Origin of the sequence: Cupriavidus sp. YAF13, assembly GCF_052113425.1 — a bacterium.
GTDB lineage: Bacteria > Pseudomonadota > Gammaproteobacteria > Burkholderiales > Burkholderiaceae > Cupriavidus.
Genome location: NZ_JBFRDD010000022.1, coordinates 100,290 through 117,057 on the forward strand (window position 1 = coordinate 100,290; position 16,768 = coordinate 117,057).

General features: G+C 67.5%; 17 protein-coding genes. 10 read left to right on the forward strand and 7 right to left on the reverse strand.

Annotation, left to right across the window (positions count from 1 at the left end; all coding sequences use genetic code 11):
- The first annotated feature begins 6 nt into the window (after positions 1–6).
- From AB4061_RS18970 to AB4061_RS18980, 3 genes are all read left to right on the forward strand, one after another.
- Positions 7–705, forward strand: a complete 699-nt coding sequence (locus tag AB4061_RS18970) for a YceH family protein (RefSeq protein ID WP_441636441.1) — start codon at positions 7–9, stop codon at positions 703–705.
- 879 nt (positions 706–1,584) lie between these two features.
- Positions 1,585–2,451: an isocitrate lyase/PEP mutase family protein gene (locus tag AB4061_RS18975; RefSeq protein ID WP_441636443.1), complete on the forward strand. Its 867-nt coding sequence runs from the start codon at positions 1,585–1,587 to the stop codon at positions 2,449–2,451.
- 130 nt (positions 2,452–2,581) lie between these two features.
- Positions 2,582–2,944: a translation initiation factor Sui1 gene (locus AB4061_RS18980; protein WP_441636445.1), complete on the forward strand. Its 363-nt coding sequence runs from the start codon at positions 2,582–2,584 to the stop codon at positions 2,942–2,944.
- Positions 2,945–3,016: 72 nt separating this feature from the next.
- Here the strand turns inward: AB4061_RS18980 and AB4061_RS18985 are convergent, their stop codons facing one another.
- The gene (locus tag AB4061_RS18985; protein WP_170301757.1) at positions 3,017–3,193 is read right to left on the reverse strand and encodes a hypothetical protein; all 177 of its coding nucleotides are present in this window, start codon (positions 3,191–3,193) and stop codon (positions 3,017–3,019) included.
- Positions 3,194–3,731: 538 nt separating this feature from the next.
- Here AB4061_RS18985 and AB4061_RS18990 point away from each other — a divergent pair.
- The 7 genes from AB4061_RS18990 to AB4061_RS19020 all read left to right on the forward strand — a co-directional run bounded on the left by AB4061_RS18990 (position 3,732) and on the right by AB4061_RS19020 (position 9,323).
- On the forward strand, positions 3,732–4,886 hold the full coding sequence (locus tag AB4061_RS18990; protein ID WP_441636447.1) for an amine dehydrogenase large subunit: 1,155 nt from the start codon (positions 3,732–3,734) through the stop codon (positions 4,884–4,886).
- Positions 4,883–5,506, forward strand: a complete 624-nt coding sequence (locus AB4061_RS18995) for a MauE/DoxX family redox-associated membrane protein (protein WP_441636449.1) — start codon at positions 4,883–4,885, stop codon at positions 5,504–5,506. The genes AB4061_RS18990 and AB4061_RS18995 overlap by 4 nt, the downstream gene beginning before the upstream one ends.
- A 7-nt stretch (positions 5,507–5,513) precedes the next feature.
- Entirely contained in the window at positions 5,514–6,101 is a 588-nt protein-coding gene (gene mauD / locus AB4061_RS19000) for a methylamine dehydrogenase accessory protein MauD (protein ID WP_150984382.1), read from the forward strand.
- Between the two features lie 19 nt (positions 6,102–6,120).
- Positions 6,121–6,642 carry a methylamine dehydrogenase light chain gene (locus AB4061_RS19005; protein WP_441636451.1) on the forward strand — a complete coding sequence of 174 codons (522 nt, stop codon included), beginning with the start codon at positions 6,121–6,123 and terminating at the stop codon, positions 6,640–6,642.
- Positions 6,639–7,094 carry a c-type cytochrome gene (locus AB4061_RS19010; protein WP_441636453.1) on the forward strand — a complete coding sequence of 152 codons (456 nt, stop codon included), beginning with the start codon at positions 6,639–6,641 and terminating at the stop codon, positions 7,092–7,094. Before AB4061_RS19005 ends, AB4061_RS19010 begins: the two co-directional genes overlap by 4 nt.
- A gap of 1 nt (position 7,095) precedes the next feature.
- Positions 7,096–7,581, forward strand: a complete 486-nt coding sequence (locus AB4061_RS19015; RefSeq protein ID WP_441636455.1) for a cytochrome C — start codon at positions 7,096–7,098, stop codon at positions 7,579–7,581.
- A gap of 299 nt (positions 7,582–7,880) precedes the next feature.
- Positions 7,881–9,323 carry an amidase gene (locus AB4061_RS19020; protein ID WP_441636481.1) on the forward strand — a complete coding sequence of 481 codons (1,443 nt, stop codon included), beginning with the start codon at positions 7,881–7,883 and terminating at the stop codon, positions 9,321–9,323.
- Positions 9,324–9,401: 78 nt separating this feature from the next.
- On the opposite strand, the gene AB4061_RS19025 is transcribed toward AB4061_RS19020, so the two are convergent.
- The 6 genes from AB4061_RS19025 to AB4061_RS19050 all read right to left on the reverse strand — a co-directional run.
- Positions 9,402–10,724 (reverse strand): XAC2610-related protein, encoded by a 1,323-nt coding sequence (locus AB4061_RS19025; protein WP_441636457.1) that lies wholly within the window; start codon positions 10,722–10,724, stop codon positions 9,402–9,404.
- Between the two features lie 126 nt (positions 10,725–10,850).
- Entirely contained in the window at positions 10,851–11,456 is a 606-nt protein-coding gene (gene tssJ, locus AB4061_RS19030; RefSeq protein ID WP_441636459.1) for a type VI secretion system lipoprotein TssJ, read from the reverse strand.
- Between the two features lie 59 nt (positions 11,457–11,515).
- Positions 11,516–12,505, reverse strand: a complete 990-nt coding sequence (gene tssG / locus AB4061_RS19035) for a type VI secretion system baseplate subunit TssG (protein WP_441636483.1) — start codon at positions 12,503–12,505, stop codon at positions 11,516–11,518.
- A 74-nt stretch (positions 12,506–12,579) separates the two neighbouring features.
- Positions 12,580–14,403, reverse strand: coding sequence for a type VI secretion system baseplate subunit TssF (gene tssF, locus AB4061_RS19040; protein ID WP_441636461.1), 1,824 nt, complete (start codon positions 14,401–14,403; stop codon positions 12,580–12,582).
- Between the two features lie 23 nt (positions 14,404–14,426).
- Positions 14,427–16,001 (reverse strand): type VI secretion system protein TssA, encoded by a 1,575-nt coding sequence (gene tssA, locus AB4061_RS19045; RefSeq protein WP_441636463.1) that lies wholly within the window; start codon positions 15,999–16,001, stop codon positions 14,427–14,429.
- Between the two features lie 56 nt (positions 16,002–16,057).
- Positions 16,058–16,768: type VI secretion IcmF C-terminal domain-containing protein (locus tag AB4061_RS19050; protein WP_441636465.1), on the reverse strand; the 711-nt coding region annotated here is incomplete at its 5' end.

The window sequence follows — 16,768 nt, forward strand, 5'->3', positions numbered from 1 at the left end:
CCACTCATGAATCCCAATCCCGACACCCCCGCACGCCCGGCCATCCGTTCCCTGACGCAGCTTGAAGGGCGCGTGCTGGCCGTGCTGGTCGAAAAGCAGCACACGGTGCCGGACACCTATCCGCTGTCGCTCAACGCACTGGCATCCGGCTGCAACCAGAAGACCGCGCGCTCACCGGTGATGAATGCCTCCGAGGCCGAGATCCTCACCGCCATCGATGGCCTGAAACGCCTGAGCCTGGCCATGGAAGGCAGCAGCAGCCGCGTGCCGCGATTCGAGCAGAATATGAAACGCGTGCTGGGCGTGCCGAGCCAGTCGGTCGCGTTGCTCACCACGCTGCTGCTGCGCGGGCCCCAGACGGCCGCGGAACTGAGACTGAACTCCGCGCGCCTGCACGCATTTGCCGACATCTCGTCGGTCGAGGTGTTCCTGGAAGAGCTGGCCGCCGCCGGGCCACCCTTCGTCGTCAAGCTGCCGCGCGCTCCCGGCGGACGTGAGAACCGCTGGATGCACCTGCTGTGCGGCGAAGTCAGCATCGATGACATCGGCGAGCGCGGCGGCACTGACGACAGCATCTCGCCCTCCGAATTCGAGTCGCTCAAAGCCGAGCAAAAGGAACTGGCGGAAAAGGTGAACCGGCTTCAGGCGCTGGTGGAGCGCATGGCGGGCGAACTCGGCATTGCGATCGACAAAGCAGCGCTTTAGTCGCTGGCGCTGGGAGATTGCATTCTCCAGCCGGTAAAAATGTGCCGGGTAATCTATTTCTCGCTCGGATCGGCGACGAACCCGGCTAAAGCCTGAAACCGAATGGCCTCGGTGCGCGCCGCGGGCGGTTCCCAGCCTGTCGACGCGCCACAACAGATGTCGTTGGCCCGATTAGTGCTTGCGCGTATGATCGGGCATGGATGCTCCCTATTCACCGCGAGGCCGCAAACCCGATTGTCACGGCTTCGCCAAGCCCCCATGGCACAGCCTTCCAGGGCAGATCAGGACACTACGCTGTCACAATACTGTCCTTGAAAGGCAGCCATACTTTGCAGTCCAAACACGTTGAGGCCTTTGACGATGCGCGTGACGATTCGCACCATTACCATTCCAGGAAGCCAAGGCCGGGCCGCCCTTCACCAGGCCGTCGTGTATGCCACGACGGAGCAGGAGGCTGTACCACTCATGACGAGTGACTGGAGCCAGCGCGAGCCCGAAGTCTTCATGGCTGCCCAGACTTGGGCAAGACGCAATACCTACATCGTTTCGAATCCCCGCACTGGTGCATTTTACGGAAGCCCTGTCGGGCGCTAGGCAGCGCCGCCGACAGTGTGCAAGGGGGCGCCGCACAAGTGCCCCACCGTCAAGCACCCGGGCCCGATGCAGACATTGCGTGCCTGGTGAGCGCCTTCAACGAAGGCCCGGGCACCTTTCGCTCTGGCACTTTCGCCCCCTAATGTATGGACATGGCGCGCCTCGCGCCAGTGGCTGAGCGCTCGCTCGTTATTCGCTATCATGCCGCACCACATCCCCTCGAAGGGCAAGCGCCATGGCCGGCGTTTTCCACGCCGGCCATGGGCGGCCACACCGAAAACAACAATGACAACTCCATCCCTCGCCGACCGCCTGCGCCAACCGCGCGTGCTGCTGGTGCCCGGCGTCTACGACGCGTTCTCGGCGCTGGTCGCCGCGCAAGCGGGATTTGAAGCGCTCTACCTGTCTGGCGCCGCCGTGGCCTACACGCAGCTCGGGCGCTCGGACGTGGGCCTGACCACCGCCACCGAGACGGTGGATATCGTCGGCAGGATCACCGACCGCGTCGACTTGCCGCTGATCGTCGATGCCGATACCGGCTACGGCAATGCGCTCAACGTGATCCGGACCGTGCGCACGCTGGAACGCGCCGGCGCGGCCATGATCCAGCTCGAGGATCAGACCTTTCCCAAGCGCTGCGGCCACCTGGACAACAAGCGCGTTGTCGCGGCAGCCGAGATGTGCGGCAAGCTCAAGGCCGCACTGGACGCGCGCGCTTCGTCGCGCACGCTGATCCTGGCCCGCACCGATGCGGTGGCCATCGAGGGACTGGACGCGGCGATCGAACGCGCCGAGGCCTATGTGGCATGCGGCGTCGACGCGCTGTTTATCGAAGCCTTGCGCACCGAGCAAGACATGGCGCGCGTCTGCGCGCACTTTGCCGGGCGCGTTCCCTTGCTGGCCAATATGGTGGAAGGTGGCAAGACGCCAGTGCAGAGCGCCGCCGAACTTGCCGGCCGGGGCTTTCGCATCGTGATTTTCCCGGGTGGCGTGGTGCGCTTCATCGGCGCGCAGATGAAGCGCTACTACGGCAGCCTGCTCGAACATGGCACCACCGCGCCGATGCGCGATGCCATGCTGGATTTCGACGGGCTGAACGGCGTCATCGGTACGCCGGAGCTGATCGCGCAGGGGCAGCGCTACGGCGAGTGAGCCATGGCCGTTGGCGAGGGCAGCAAGCGGCACCTGAAATGCGCCATCGCCCTCTTGCAGGCGCCGAGCGCTTGTCGTACGCTGCCTGCCCCGGGCTGCGCCAGCCAGCCCGTCACCCGGAACGCCTGTCATGTCTCACCCGAAACCCGCCAGCTCGCTGGTCTACTCCACCGAACACGGCCGCATGTGCCCCGGCTGCGGCAATGCGCTGGCGGCCTGCACGTGCGGCAAGGCGCAGCCCGCCGCGCAAGGGGACGGCATCGTGCGGGTGTCGCGGGAGACCAAGGGCCGCAAGGGCAAGGGAGTGACGCTGGTGCGCGGCGTGGCGCTGGACGCGCTGTCGCTGGCGCAGTTGGGCAAGGAACTGAAGGCCGCCTGCGGCTCGGGCGGCACCGTCAAGGACGGCGTGATCGAAATCCAGGGCGACCACTGCGACACGGTAGTGGAAAAACTCAAGCAGCGCGGGATGACCGCCAAGCGGGCCGGCGGCTGAGCGCCCCTGGCCGGCGCGTCAACGGGCCATGAAAGGCCATGAAGGGCCTTGAGCAGCCCCCTGGCCAGCCCCTTAGCGGGTGCGCTGCTTGTAGACGATGGTGCCGTCGGACTTGCGCTGGGGCACGACCGGGTTGCGGGAGTTGCACACCGGGCAGCGAAACAGCGGTCCCTGGCCTTCGTCCTTGACCGTGACGTCCTTGGGGTCCCAACGCGTCTGGCACGACTGGTTCTGGCAGGTATAAAACATCTTCATTCTCCGTATTAGGCGCGGATCGTAGCATGGTGGCAGCCTCGGGCCGCTCCGGCGCCGCTCTGCAGCCGCTCTGCAGCCGCTCTTGCCGCCGCTTTTGCCGCCGCTACTGCCACCCCGGCTGCGGCGCCTTCGCCCTCCTCAGCCCCACTGCCCATTCTGCTCCGTTTCCGAAAACGGATAAGCCTGCGCCTGAGCATTACCCCCCCACATGGCCCTCCATGCACAGCAACCGTGCAGGTTCGCCGTGGCGCCGGATGGCGCGCACCGCGGGCAGGCGCGCCCGCCGCGCCGTGTGGGCGCCATGCACCGCATGGCCACCATGACGGCACACACCAGCGTGCCACGCAGCCGGGCCGGCATTGGTGAATATCCCCGTGCCGCCGTTGCCGATTTCGGATAACGCCCGCGCCGCCCCCGTTCGTAGACTGGCCCCATTGCAAAGCGCATCCCAAGGAGCCATCCAGTGAACGAGGTAAGCACCAGGGCCATCACCCGACGGCCTGGCGTGGTACGCAGATTAGCCGCAGCGACGATGTTGAGCGTGCTAGCCTTGCCAGCCGCCGCCGCCAATGCCGGCCACGCCAGCGATGCCACCAACACCGGCGAACTGCAGCCGGAAACCCTCTCCGTGCTGCCGCTCGCGCCCGCCGACGATGGCCGGCTCTACATCTCCGATGTGGCGTTCAAGCACATGGTGGACGGGCGCCTGCACGTGGTGGACGGCAAGCGCATGCGCTACCTTGGGCTGGTGCCCACCGCGTTCGGCGGCCAGAGCGTGTTGTCCCCGGACAAGCGCACGCTGTATGTGATCTCCACGTTCTACACGCGGCTCGCGCGCGGCGAGCGGGCCGATGTGGTGAGCCTGTACGACACCGCCACGCTGGCCTACCGCAGCGAGATCGTGATCCCGCCCAAGCACGCACAGTCACTGAACTACCGGGGCATCGCCGCGGTATCCGCCGACGGGCATTTTCTCTATGTGCAGAATGCCACGCCCGCCACCTCGGTCAGCATCGTCGACCTGCAGGCCGGCAAGTTCGTGGCGGAGGCGCAAACCCCAGGCTGCTGGGGCATATTTGCCACCGAGGCGTCCAGCCAGCGTTTTCGCACCCTGTGCAGCGACGGCACGATGCTGACGGTGACGCATGACGCCGCCGGCCAGCCCAGCGGGCAAAAGCGCAGCGCGCGCATGTTCGATCCCGATGCCGATCCGGTCTTCCTGCACAGCGAGCGCGTGGGCAACACGCTGACCTTCGTGTCCTTCAACGGCAACGTCTACAGCGCGGATCTCTCGGGCGAGACACCCGTCTTCGCGCAGCCCTGGCCCGTGGTGGACGCGGCGGACCGCAAGGCGGGCTGGAAGCCGGGCGGCTACCAGTTGTTCGCGCTGCACGCGGCCACGGGCCGCCTGTACCTGGGCATGCATCCGCGCAGCAAGGAGGGATCGCACAAGACCCCCGCCGCCGAGATCTGGACCATCGACCTGGCGCAGCACAAGCGCATCGCCCGCGCGCCGGGGCAGAATGCGCTGGCGCTCACCATCACGCAAGGGCCGCGGCCGACGCTGTATGTGCTGGACGCCGCCAAGGCCGGCGTGGTGTCGCTGGACCCGGCCCGGGGCCTCAAGCCGGTGGCGCGCCTGGACCAGGTGGCGGAGAACGCGGTGCAGCTGGAGCTGCATCAATGAGCGCCGCCGCCGTGGTCTCCGACGTGTTGCGCGATCCGGTCGTGGTGGCGGCATGTTCCGCCGCCGCCGCACTGGTACTGGCGCACTCCCTGTGGCCCAAGCTGCGCGACTTCTCCGGCTTCTGGGGCGCCGTCAGCGCCTACCGGCTGGTGCCCGACGCATGGTCGCGCCCGGTAGCGCTTGCCTACCTGGGCGCCGAGATGGCCAGCCTGGCGGCGCTGGTTGCCGCGCCGCTGCACCCGGGCGCGGCGCTGCTGGCCGCATGCGTGGTGGCGGTAGCCAGCGCAGCGGTGGGCATCAACCTGCTGCGCGGGCGGCGCGACATCCGCTGCGGCTGCGGCAGCGACGCCGACAACCTGCGGCTATCAACTGGCCTGCTGCTGCGCAACCTTGGCTTGCTCGCCGTGCTGGTACTGGCCACCATCGCCGCGGCCGGACTGGCGGCCGGCGCGGCACCCCGTGCGTTCACGCGGCTCGACACCCTGGCCGCCGGCTTCTGCGCGCTCGCGCTGTTGCTGCTCTGGCTCGGCGCCACGCAATTGCTGGTCAATGCCGACCGCGCTACCCGCCGCACCGGCCACCTGGCTTCCAGCCACCCTACGCATTCCACCCTCTCGTGAGACTCCCATGACTGCCCTTGTGATTGCCAATATCGTGCTGTGGATTGCCGTGCTGGCGCTGCTCTTCGGTTTCTATGCCCTGGCCCGCCAGGTCGGCATCCTGTTCGAGCGCGTCGCGCCGATGGGCGCGCTGGTGATCGACGCCGGCCCGCGCGTGGGCGAGGCGCTGCCGCCCTTTGCCTTGCAGGATGTGCGCGGCGGCCCGGTGGCGGTGGGCGGCGCGCAGCCCCGCAGCACGCTGCTGTTCTTTCTCTCGCCTACCTGCCCGGTCTGCAAGAAGCTGCTGCCGGTACTCAAGTCGATGCAGGCCAGCGAGGCCGGCTGGCTGCGCGTGGTGCTCGCCTCCGACGGCGAACAGCCCGAGCACCTGGCCTTCCTGCGCCAGGCAGGGCTGGAAGCCTTCCCCTATGTGCTGTCGCCCGAGCTCGGCATGCACCTGCAGATCGGCAAGCTGCCGTACGGCGTGCTGATGGACGAGCGTGGCACGCTGCGCGCCAAGGGCCTGGTGAATTCGCGCGAGCAGCTGGAGAGCCTGTTCACCGCGATGGACCTTAACGTGGGCTCGGTGCAGCAGTTCCTGGAAACGCGTGCCTGAAGGCAGGGAGAGAAAAACCATGTGGATGGACCGATTCTTCGAACGCCAGACCCGGCGCGCGGCGCAGCGCACGAGCCGGCGCAGCGTGCTGGCCACGCTTGGCAAGGTCATGGTGGGGACCATGGCCTTGCCAGTGCTGCCCTTCGACCGCAGCGCGCACGCGGCCAGAGCGCACGGCAGCAAGGCCGCCGGCCCGCAAGCGCAGGACGAAACCGCGTGCGACTACTGGAAGTACTGCGCGGTGGATGGCTTTCTGTGCGCATGCTGCGGCGGCACTTCCACCTCCTGCCCGCCCGGCACCGAGCCCTCGCGCGTGTCGTGGGTCGGCACCTGCCATAACCCGGCCGACGGCAGGGCCTACATGGTCAGCTACAACGATTGCTGCGGCAAGACCACCTGCGGGCGCTGCGAGTGCAACACCAACGAGCGCGAACGGCCGGGCTACCGGCTGGGCGTGCACAACGATGTGAACTGGTGCATGAGCAACGACAGCACCATGTTCCATTGCACCACCTCGATCATTCTCGGAGTCCAGGAATGAAGCGGTCTCTCACACATCTCGCGCTGTGCCTGGCATGCGTGGCGCCCGCCAGCATCGCCCTGGCCGAGTCGCTGGCCGACCAGGGCAAGGCCTTGTTCGGCACGCACTGCGCCGCTTGCCACAATGCCGATGCCTCCGGCATCGCCGGCGTGGCGCCGCCGCTGGCCGGCGCGCTGCGCGAGCGGCTCGCCACACCGGCAGGGCAGGCCTACCTGGCCAATGTGCTGACCCACGGCCTCGCTGGCCCGATCCAGTCGCAGGGCCAGTCGTTCAACGGCGTCATGCCCAGCTTCGCCACTCTGCCGGATGCCTCGCTGGCCGCCGTGCTGTCGTGGCTGGCGGTGAGCAACGGCGCGCCCGAGCCGGCCGTGAACACCGATACGCTGGCCCGCGCGCGCGCCGAGCGCAAGACCCCGGGCGCCGTGCGCAAGCTGCGCGAGGCGGGGCAATAGCATGGCATCGCGCAGAGCACGCACCTTGCGCGCGGCCGCGCGGCGCGGGCTGTGCCTGCTGGCGCTGGCTACGCTGGCCACGACCGCGAGCGCGCAGGCCGAGCTGCGCCACGCGCGCGACAACTACCTGCTGCACTGCTCCGGCTGCCACCAGCCCGATGCACGCGGCAAGCCCTCGGCCGGCATCCCCGACATGCGCGAGACCGTGCCCTTGCTGCTTGCCACGCCGGCCGGGCGCGCGTTCCTGATCCAGGTGCCGGGCACCTCGGCCTCGGCCCTGAGCGACGCGGAGATCGCCGGGCTGATGAACTGGCTGATGCCCGCGCTCACCGGCCACAACGACGTGCAGGCGTTCAGCACCGAGGAGGTAGGCCGCTATCGCCGCCAGCCGCTCGACGACGTGAGCGCGCACCGCGCGGCGATCCTGGGCAGTGGCCCGACGCCGGCGCCGGACAAGACCGCTCGCGCGAGCGCCGGGCCAATGTGACAAACTCACGCAAACAAAGACGCGGGACAAAAAAAACCGGAACGAGGAACGACACGATGACCCCCACAGGCAACACAGACCGTGATAGCGGCAATGCGCGCAACGCCGTCAATGGCCCCGCCCCCGGACAACCTTCGCGGCGCCATTTGCTGGGCCACCTGGCAGGCGCCACGCTAGCCGGCATCGCCGCTGGCGTCACTACCAGCAGCGCCAGCGCGGCGCCCCCCGCCGGCAAGCACGGCGCACCGGGCGCATCCGGCCCCGCCACCACGGCTAGCGGCCCGAATCCCATCGTCATGATGCCGGCCTGGCAACTCTCGCGCGAGATCCATGCCCGCAAGCTGTCGGCCCGCGAAGTCATGGCGGCCTACCTGGACCACATCGCACGGGTAAATCCCGGCGCCAACGCCATCGTCGCGCTGCGCGAGCCGGAAGTGCTGCTGCAGGAAGCCACCGCCTGCGACCAGGCCCTCGCCGCCGGCCGCTCAGCCGGCTGGATGCACGGCATGCCGCAAGCCCCCAAGGACCTGGCGCTCACGCGCGGCATCCGCACCACCTTCGGCTCACCCATCTTCCGGGACAACGTGCCCACGGCGGACGCCATCATCGTGGAGCGCGCACGCGCCGCCGGCGCCGTGCTGATCGGCAAGACCAACACGCCGGAGTTCGGCCTGGGCTCGCAAACCTTCAACCCCGTCTACGGCGCCACCCGCAATCCCTTTGATGCAAGCCGCACCGCCGGCGGCAGCAGCGGCGGCGCGGCCGCCGCGCTGGCGCTGCGCATGCTGCCGGTAGCGGACGGCAGCGACTTCGGCGGCTCGCTGCGCAACCCGGCCGGCTTTTGCAACGTCTACGGCATGCGCCCCAGCGCCGGCCGCGTGCCCTACGGCCCCGCCCCGGAAGTCTTTATCCAGCAACTCGGCTACGAAGGGCCCATGGCTCGCACCGTCGCCGACGTGGCCCTGCTGCTGGCCACACAGGCCGGCCCCGATGCGCGCACGCCGCAGGCGCTCGCGCAGGACCCGGTACTGGCCACGCTCACCCCGGCCAATGTGGCCGACGTGCTGAAGACCAACCTCAAGGGCAAGCGCGTGGCATGGCTGGGCGACTGGGACGGCTACCTGCCCATGGAAGCCGGCATCCTGCCGCTGTGCGAGGATGCCCTCAACGCCTTCCCGGCCTTTGGCGTGCAAGTGGAAGCCATCAAGCCCCCGTTCTCGCCGGAACGGCTCTGGAAGACCTGGCTGGTGCACCGTCATTTCCTGGTCGGCAACGGCATGCTGCCCTTCTACCAGGACCCGGCCAAGCGCGCGCTGCTCAAGGACTCCGCGATCTGGGAGATCGAAGGCATGCTCAAGCTCAACGCAAGCGACGTCTATGCCGCCAGCATGGAACGCAGCGCCTGGTATCAAGCGCTGCTTGGCGTGTTCAAGCAGTTCGACTACATCGCGGTGCCGACAGCGCAAGTCTTCCCATTCGATGTGAACCAGCCCTGGCCGAAGCAGATCGCCGGGCGCGAGATGGACACCTATCATCGCTGGATGGAAGTGGTGTTTCCCTGGACGCTGTCGGGATGTCCGGCGATTAGCGTGCCGGTGGGATTTGGGCCGCAGGGGTTGCCAATGGGGATGCAGTTGATTGGGCGGCCGCGGGACGATTTGTCGGTGTTGCGCCTGGCGCGGGCCTATGAAGAAGAGCGGGATTGGGTGGGGAAGCGGCTGCCGTCGGCGATGATGGGGTAAGGCACCGCTTGGGGATTGCGCATTCAACGGGCCATCCCGCAAGCGGCAGGCGGGGTGCGCCACGCCGTCCCTGGCGTATCACCGCTTCGGCTTTGTTCGTCGTGTCCGGTAATGCAGCTCCCCGTTGCGCGTGCGGCCTATGGTTGTCTCCAGCCATTTGCCGTCGGCCGTCAGGCTTTCGTCCCAGGTCGAAACCAGCGTCAGTGTTCTGCCGACGTAACGGTAAGTTTGCGCCGAGTGGCTGCAGCAGCTATTGCGCTGCGCCGAATGCACGGTGCGCGTGCGGGAGTCGATGGCGATCTGCGACAGTCCCGACAAGGTCTCATCAAAAACGAACCGCCGCCGGGCAGCGTCAAACAGGAAGAAGTTCTCAGTACTGTTCGGACCGGCGCCTCCCGACATGCCAAAAATCGCAATGTCAGGATAGCCGTCGAAATTGGCGTCCACCACGCGCAAGGCATCCGCGGGCGCCGCAAAGCCGGGATCGGAATCAAAGTCACGAATGACCTGAGTACGAACTCCGGATTTCCGATCGATGATCTCAATGGCGACCACATGCGGGGAGTCGGATGTGAGCTCGCCCTCGATAAATGCGACGCGAAACAGGAAATTGCTCGTTCTGGCACGTTGCGCAACCCAATTCACGGCGACCGCATCGTCGCGGTCGATCCAGCCGTGGGTGATCGAGCCGTCCCGCCCGACGCGCTCGATTTCGTACCATCGCGCATCCGCGGAGAGGACGGGAACATAAGTCCCCGCGCCGAGACGGGTCAGGATCGTGTCACGTTCGGCTCGGGCAAACAATGGCACCTCCTTGGTGAGATACAAGATTGTCTGGTAAGGCCGGACCCTGTCGAGTGCAAAGCTATCCGCGTAGTAAGCCATCTCATAATGGTTGACCCCCTTGCCATACGCCTCGGGGCTGCATACGCCAAGCGCGCAAGCGCCGACCTCGTCGGCCGTCGGCTTGCGTTGTGGCCGAATGGTCTCAGTGCTCAGGTACGTCTTCCTGGGCTGCCAGGTCACGGTGAACGCCGCCGCCGTCTGCCGTTTCAGCAGTGCCTCAGACTCGTTGCTAATGTTGGTTCGGCAGAACGGCTGGGATGCCGAGTAGTCGTTCCAGCCCGGAAAGGCGTAGGCCACGCATAGCTTGTTCGCGGAGTTCACGTCGGTCCTGTAGTCCTTGTCTACAAGAAAGTGCACCCTGTTGCCGCCCGAACCGGGTTCGTGCGACACCACGGCATAGGTGATATCCGCCGACTTGGGAAGGGCGTGCTCGAAACGCTCCTTGAAGCGGGTTGGCTCGACTTCCGGCACTCTGTTGGCCGGGCTCAGATGGGAGTCTGGCTCGACACGATAAATGCCTGGCACCAGGAAATCGTCCGCGAACGCCGGATTCAAGCACGCGATAGCGAGGGCCAGAGCGACGGAAGCAGCTGAAGTGGCAGAAGTGGCTCTAAGGCATTTGGGAAGTAGCACGGCGATATATCAGGAAATTGCGGGAATGCAGTCGTCATAAGCCGCAGCTTAACTTACATGTGGCGCAATGTACTCACTATCGCGGAGCGTGCTGGCGAAACGCACAATGACGCCGCCATCCACGGCGCCCGGACCGCCAAAGCTGGCTCCCGCCAGCTCCAGCGTGCTGCCGCGCACCTCGATCCTCACCGGATCGGTCTTCTTCCACTGCTTCTTGGGCACCACCAGCTTCCAGACCGTCTCCTTGCCGGGACTGCGGAAGAGCGCGATGACCCCGACATACTCCGCCTCGGCATGCATCGGCTCGCTCAGGCTCACGCTCGCATCGGGGCGCAGGATGACGTCCTTGGCCGCCAGCAGATCGGGCTTGAGGGAAACGAGATCATTCGTCTGCAACTGCGCATAGGTCAATTGCTCGAAGGCCTGCGGCGATTTCAGCTGGTAGATCCGCACCACCGTCGACAACGATTGCCCGGCGCCGTTTGTATTTAACGACGACCGGCTGGTCAGATCGAGGCGCATGGTCTTGACCTGCGTCGTGAAGGCCCATTTCGCCGCCTCCACCGTGCTGTCCTTGACGGCCTGGCCCACGCCGCAACCGGCTATATGGGTGGCAACCAGCAGTAGGCCGCCGTTTCGAAGCTGTCGCCTCATCGTATTGATCCTCTTTGTGTAGCTGTAGCGTGTTGCTGCGTTTCATTGACAGTGCGGGTTCAGCGTTGCGTTGGCAGCGCCGAGCTGTGCCCGCGCCAGTTGCCGAGCTGCACACGGGTGACGGCATCGCTGGCGCCCGTGGCTTCGGCTTCGTCGGGCTGCCTGAGCTGCGTGGTGTAGCCCAGGCTCACCTGGTCCGAATTCAAGGCCGGCGCCGGCATCAGTGCGGGCCTCACATGCATCTCCAGATGCGCGTGCGCTGCATAGCCCAGGCAGAAGCGCAACAGCGCCGTCACCTCCCGGTGCATGGCACGGCCCGGCATCAGCCCCAGCACCGAGTCGCGCTCCTGCGGCGCGATCACCACGCGTACGGTGTTTGCGCGGTCATAGAAGCCGCGCCCGAGCACACAGTTTTCCCCCAACGGCATCCGCTCGGTGGCGTCCAGGCGTACCCACACGGGGTAGAACTCCTCCACCGTGATGCGCGCGTCTGGCACGGCATGCTGCAGCACGCCGGCAAGGCCCTCGGCGGTGCGTGTGCGCTGGCTGGCCAGTCCCAGCATCGACAACAGCTTGCGTGTGGGGACGGCCTCTTCGGCACCCGGCTTGCCCAGGCCCAGCCCGAGCAGGCTCAGCAGGTAACACGACACGTCGTCTTGCCCGCCGTCTTGTCCACCCTGCCGGAAGCCCACCGGATAGCGGTACTTGCGCGCGACGCGGTAGAACTGCGTGACGATCCGGTGGTGAAACAGGTCCAGCAAGGCCGCCAGCGGCTCTGCCCCGTCGCGGCGCTGGGCAATCTCGTCCACGAAGTAGGACGGCATGCGCGCATCCACGCCGTAAAGGCCCAGGAAGGTGGTCCGCACCACCGGTGGCCGCTCGGGGTGGTCGCTGTCGTGCTCGACCGCGTCAATCTCCCGCCCCGGGAAGCCCAGCCGCCCATGCGAGCGGAAACGCACCGGTTCATTGGCCGGGGAATCGGTCGTGCCCAGCGGCGGACGCTGCGGTGCAGACAACTCGATCAGCTCGCAGAGCCGGAAGAAGTTCATCTGCGGCGCTTGGGCGAGCAGCGCCGGCAGCAAGGCGCGCTCCTGCGCCTGCGTTGCTGTCAGTTTCGGCAGGCTCAAAACGGTGCCCCCTCTGCCTTGCTGTCGGGCCATGCCAGCCGCTTGCCGCTTGGCTGCGACACGATCACCAGCCGGGTGTACAGGTTCAGCGTGGCATAGAGCGACAGGAACCGGTTGAGCATCTCGCCGAAGAGCTCGACGTCACCCTCGCCGGCAAAGCGGGTGCTGTCCAGCACCACCTCGATCTCCACGCCGCGCAGCAGGCCGCCCTTGACGAGCTTTTGCAGGGGCCGGTGCCGCACGTCGGTGATGGCGTCGATGCGCCGGCGGTTCATCTCGCCTTCCGTCCAGTCGTAGAGGGCAAGACTGCCGCGCAGGACTTCGGCATCGAGCAGCGACAGGTAGTTTGGCGCCAGGTGCGACAGCACGCGCCAGTGGAAGCGGTCGGCGGTGGGCGGGTACACCGGCAGGGTCGGCGCCGTCAGGTTGCGCACGGTGCCGATGTTGGCGAACCCGTCGCGCATATGCGTGATGCCGGCCTCGCGCAGGCCCTTGCGGGGCAGCATGCCGTTGGTGCCCGTGACCGACAGCGACAGCGTCTCCTCGGGCAGGGTCTGTTGCTGCTCCCAGGCATGGCCGCCAAGCACCACCCAGGTGTCGAACTTGCCCGAGGGCCCGCGGCGCACGCGGGTGTGGAAGTAGCGCTCCGGCATCTCGTGGCGCAGCATGCCACCCCGGTGGCGAAAGGCGGCGAACGGCGCGTACTCGAAGCGCGCGCCGCTCGCGGCCTCGAAGCCCCGCACGGTGTCGACCGAGTACGCTTCGACATGCTGCCCGTGTTGCTCCATGGCCCGCACCCGGTACTCGGTCTCGACGTGCGTGACCTTGATCGGATCCGCTTCCAGAGCAAACAGGTTGATGATGGGCGTGCAGAAGAGCCGCACGTTCTCCGCCGAGAAGCGCATGTCGTCGGGGAACGGCCTGGCCAGCACCACCTCCACGTCGAAGTGTCCGGCGCCTGGCGGGATGGCGCCCATGTCCAGCCCCACCAGGTCCACGAACATGAACTTCTCGGGAAAGGTGAAGTACTCCAGCAGCAGCTGGTAGCCACCAAAGGCATTGTCCGCCTTGGGCCACAGGCGCGCCTGCGCGTCGAAACCGGCCGCTTCCAGCGCCAGGCCGGGCATCGCCTGGGGCGCGCCCGGGCGTTCATCCGGGTGGCCGGGGATGCGCACCTGCATGGCCTGCGGCCGGGCGGTCAGCGCGGCATACAGCGCCAGCGCCAGTGGCCGGTCGGCATGCAGGTAGAGCCGCAGGCGCGGCACCGCCAATTGCTTGCGCAGTGCCTGCGCCTGGAGTTCGAGCCTTAGCCGGATCACCGAGCGGCCATCCTCGCGCGTGTAGGCGTTGGCCTCGGTCAGGCGCAGCGGGTACAAGTCGACCGCTTGCGTGGTCCGGTAGACGCACTCGACGCTGTCGCCACTGCTGGCTGCCTGGGTGCCAAGCGGCACAGGGTCGGACAGCACCTCCAGTCCGGCCGGCAGGCTTTCGTGGCGCTCCAGGGCGCCGGCGGACGGAGTGAGTTCGAGAATCGACAGCGACGGGATCATGCGCAGGTAGTGCGGCCACAGCATGCTGACCAGCCCTTCGGTCAGTTCCGGCAGCTCGTCGTCCAGCTTATGGCGCAGCCGCCCCATCAGGAAGGCAAAGCCCTCGAACAGCCGCTCGACATGCGGATCGCGCTCGCCGATGCCGTCAATATTGAGCATCCGTGCACGATCGGGAAACGCCTGGGCGAACTCCTTGCCGGCTTCGCGCAGGTAGCGCATTTCCGCTTCGTAGTAGCGCAGGATGTCGTTGTCTTGGGTGGGATCGGTCATGAGGCTGTCAGTTAACTCGCCGGTCAGGCGATGGCCACGGCACGGGCCGGGTCGATGGCGGTCAGATCGCCGGCCAGCGCTTCAATGCGCTGGGCAAGCGCGCCCTTGTCCGCGTCCTTGCGCGTCATGCGGGCCTTGAGCAAGCGCAGCAGCTGTTGCTTGGCCTCGAACGCGAGCGAAGGCTCCCAGGTGGCCAGCCCAAAGCGTTGCGCGTTCATCTCGAGGGCGCCCAGCAAGTGCAACGCCGTGTCCGCGCGGCCCGCACGCTCGGCCACGCGCGCCATCACCAGTTGCCGCACGAAGCGGTCGCGCTCGCCGTCCGGCGCCGGCAGGCCCTGCAGCCAGGCGAACGCGGCATCGAGGCTCTGTTGGGCGGCGAGGTCCGCCGCCTGGGCTTCCGTCTCCGCCCAGTCGGTGCTGGCGGACGCGACCGATACCGGCGCCATGGGCTCGCCGCGCTCGACATCGCGTACGGTGGCATGGCGCGCGATCCACGCCAATGTAGTGTCATCCGCAAACGGCGTGCCGTCCGTGAAGGCCAGTTGATCGAGGCCGGGCAGGCGTTCGAGCATGAGTGCGCAGTCGGTGGCAAGCAGGTCGCGCGCGCGGCCGTACGCGCCGCCTGCCTGATCCTGCGCCGTGAAAGCGTAGTACTGCAGGTCCAGCCAGAAATGATTGGCGCCTTCGGCGAAGGCCTGCTCGACACGGTCGAGCAGTTCCGGCCACTGCTTTTGCAGCATCAGGCGCTTGAGCTGGGCACGCAGTTCGGCGCGCGGCGCCACCAGGCGCGTCTTGCCGCTGTGCTCGTGCGGCGGGATCTCGGTCAACGTATCCCACCGCACGCAGCGCATCAGGCGGTAGGCCGCGAGATAGCCCTGCGGTTGCTGGCGCAGGTACAGCGCCATCTGGCGCGCCCGATCCAGCAGATCGCGTGTCGAGGCCACCTCGCCCAAGGCGGGCAGGACCGAGGCGGCCGCCGGCCCGGCTGGCTCGTCCCCACCAGGGTTGCCGGTGGCCGACGGTGATTCGACCCGGCCCTCGAAGCGGCGGATGAGCCCATCCAGCGCCGGGCGAGCCGGTTCCGGCCACTGCGCCGTGCGCTCGAGGATCAGCGCCAGTGCCGACAGGGTACGTTCCAGCTGCGCGCCGGCCAGGCCTGGCACCCGGTCGAGCCGGTCGGTGAACGTCGCGCCGGCCAGCCATTCGAGTGCCGCCTTGCGGCTCTCGGCCCGGGCGGGCAGCAGCCGGGCGCCAAAGCGGTCGACCAGTGCCGACAGCAGCTCGAAGCCGGCGGCAACCCCTTCCGCGCCATCGCGCCGCATGCGCCCGTAGACGTAATACACGGCCAGGCGCAAATCCTTGGCGGTCAGCTTGAGCAGCCGCTCGGCGGACTCGACGATCAGCGTGTCGTTCACGCCGGACAGCCTGGCCACCTCCTCCTTGATGGCGAGGAAGTCGTCGTCGTAGCCCGGATCGTCGCCGGCCGGGGCGTCGGGACGGATGGGTTGCAGCCATGGGTCCCAGCGCGCCTGTGTGGAGCGAGCGAGATCCGCAGGGGCACGCGCGCCGAAGAGCGCGTTGAGGAGCTTGTTGAACATGGTTGGTCGTTTGTCCCTGTTTGTCTGCGTTTGTCCCTGTTTGTCCCTGTCTATCTCTACTTGCGCAGGGCGGGTGTGGCGCGGGCCGCGGCCTGCGGCTCCCGGCCCACGAAGATCCGCGTTGGCAGCACAAAGCCCCGCAGCGCCAGCATCTCCAGCGGCCCCTGCCCGACTTCCGTACGCATCAGGTAACGCACCGGATAGGTCACGTCCGCCGCAACGGGCGCCTGGGCGCGGCGCGCCGTCAGGCTGTCGGGATCTTCGGCGAAGGTCCGGCCGTGCGCATCGGCTTGGCTCTCGGCAGTGGCCTTCGGCCCCTTGGCGTCTGCCGCTTCCAGCGCGTCCTGCGCTTCCGGCCTCGCCTGCCACGTCAGCTGGTAGTTCGCGCTATCCACCGGTTCGACGTGCGCCCGCTCCAGCATCCGCACCAGGCCCCAGCGGCCGCCGAACTCATAACTCTTGCTGGTGCCGGCGCGCTCGGTCTGCCATTGCAGCCGGGTGCCCGGGTCCTGCTGGTTCTTGCCCGGCCACGTCAACGCCTGCCACGTCTCGCGCTGGTTGTAGTAGTGCAGCGTCTGCCCATCGAGGGTCAGCAGCGTGTCGGTCAGCCCCGGGGTCGGGATCGGCTTGAACTCGAAGCGGTACTGCGGCTCGCCCTGGGCCAGCAGGTGCGCCGCCATGCGCTGCAAGGTGTTGATCGCGTTGAGGAAGGCCGGATCGAAGGACTGCGCCTGCCCGCCGGTGGCCGCCGGCAGCCACTGATCGCC